This window comes from Streptomyces sp. IBSBF 3136, from assembly GCF_036815105.1.
GTDB lineage: Bacteria > Actinomycetota > Actinomycetes > Streptomycetales > Streptomycetaceae > Streptomyces.
The window spans coordinates 1-2,002 of the sequence record NZ_JAJSZC010000436.1 but is presented as its reverse complement, the minus strand read 5'-3'; the positions used below and the strand labels follow the sequence as shown (position 1 = coordinate 2,002).

The 2,002-nt window shown below is 75.9% G+C and carries 1 protein-coding gene; it reads left to right on the top strand.

Annotation, left to right across the window (positions count from 1 at the left end):
- Positions 1-190 precede the first annotated feature (190 nt).
- Complete coding sequence (locus V7E45_RS39960; RefSeq protein ID WP_333779199.1) at positions 191-1,918, top strand: AfsR/SARP family transcriptional regulator; 1,728 nt, start codon at positions 191-193, stop codon at positions 1,916-1,918.
- The last annotated feature ends 84 nt before the right edge of the window (positions 1,919-2,002 follow it).

Sequence of the window (2,002 nt, the reverse complement as noted above, 5' to 3'; positions counted from 1 at the left end):
CCCCCCCCCCCCGCGCCGCGCGCCCCCCGTCCCGTGGCCGATAACCCGCCAATAACGCGCCTCTCTACCTTCGGAAACCGTAGAGATGGCTGGTCGCACCAGAAGGGGGTGGTGTCCCATGGAGTTTCGGGTCCTTGGGCCAGTGGAGGCGTGGCGAGGGGGTGAGCGGGTCGCCCTCTCCGGTTCGAAGATGCACACGGTGCTGGCGACCATGCTGCTCGCACAGGAGCGGGTGGTGTCGGACAGCCGGCTGAGCACGCTGCTGTGGGGATGGGAGCCGCCGGCGACGGCGAGCGCGCAGATCTACACCTACATGTCGCGGCTGCGCAAGCAGCTCGGCGCGGAGGTCGAGATCGTCCGGCGGCCGCCGGGGTACGTGCTGCGCGCGCCCGGTTCCGTCACCGACCTGGTGGAGTTCCGCAGGCTGGAGCGTGACGGGCGGCGGGCGCTCGCGGAGCGCCGCTTCGAGGAGGCCGCCGACCTGCTGCGCGAGGCGCTCGAGCAGTGGCGGGGGGCCGCGTTGGCGAACGTCACCGAGCACATGCTGGACGCCGAACCGGCACCGCTGGAGGAGGAGCGGATGCTGGCCCTCGAGTCCCGCATCGAGGCCGACCTGGAGCTGGGCCGGCACGAGCAGGTCATGGCCGAACTGACCGCGCTGGTCGCGGAGTTCCCGGTACGTGAGCGGCTGCGCGCCCAGCTGATGACGGCGCTGTACCGCTGCGGGCGGCAGGCCGACGCGCTGCACACCTACTACGAGGGCCGCAAGGTGCTGGCCGACCAGCTCGGCATCGACCCCGGCGAGGCGCTGGGCTCCACGTACCAGGCCGTGCTGGGCGGCGAGCTGGCGCTCGGGCCGCGGCGCGGCGCGCCGACCGGGGTACGGCCGGTGCCGTCGATGCTGCCCGCCACGGACGGCGAACTGGTCGGCCGGGAGCGCGAGCTCGAGGCGCTGCGGGGGCGTCTTGGCCACAGCGGCGGTGCGCCGCGGCGGATCCTGGTGACCGGCATGGCCGGCCTCGGCAAGACGGCGCTGGCGGTACGGGCCGCGGCCGAGAGCGGCGGGCTGTTCCCCGACGGGCTGCTCTTCGCCGAGCTGTGCGGCCTGGACGGCGCCCCGCGGGCTCCGCGCGCGGTGCTCGCGCAGTTGCTGCGGGCCCTCGGTGAGAGCGACCACGCGCTGCCCGCGGGCGACCTGGACGAGCTGGTACGGCTGTACCGGGCGCGTACGGCCGAGCGGCGGCTGCTGCTGGTGCTCGACAACGTCACCGGCGACCGGCAGCTCACCCCGCTGCTGCCGGCCGGCGACTCGGCCGTGCTGATCACCAGCCGGAGCCGGCTGGCGCGGGTGCCCGGCGGGGACACGCTGGCGCTGCCGCTGCTGGACGACGGGGCGGCACTGGAACTGCTCGCCGCCCGGGCGGGCCGGCAGCGCCTCGACGAGGACCCGGACGCGGCCGACGACCTGGTGGCGTACTGCGGGGGCCTGCCGCTCGCGCTGTCCATCGCCGGTGCCCGGCTGGCCGCCCGTCCGCACTGGACCGCGGCCCGGCTGGCGGCCCGGCTCGCCGACCCGGCCGCACGGCTGGCCGAACTCTCCTTCGGTGACCTGGACCTGAGCCGGGTGCTGCGCTCCTCGGTCGAGCAGCTGCCGCCCGCGGTGCACGACGTGCTGGCCGGGCTCGCGGACCCGTACCTGGGCGACGAGCCGTTCTGCGCCAGGCGGGCGGGACAGCGGCTCGGCCTGACCGAGGACGCGGCGGAGAACGCGCTGGAGGCGCTGGTCGACACCGCCCTGCTCGACCTGTCGGGACTGGACGACCAGGGGCGTCCGCTGTACCGGTGCCACGAGCTGGTGCGGCTGCTGGCGGCCACCCTCGACTCCTCGGACCTGCCGTCCGTCGGCGCGGGCCGGTGAGGTGACCGTGCCCGCACCCCGCCCCTGCCTCCCGCCTCGGACGACGCCGGCCCGCCGGCCGTCCGGGGTGGACGGGCGGCGGGC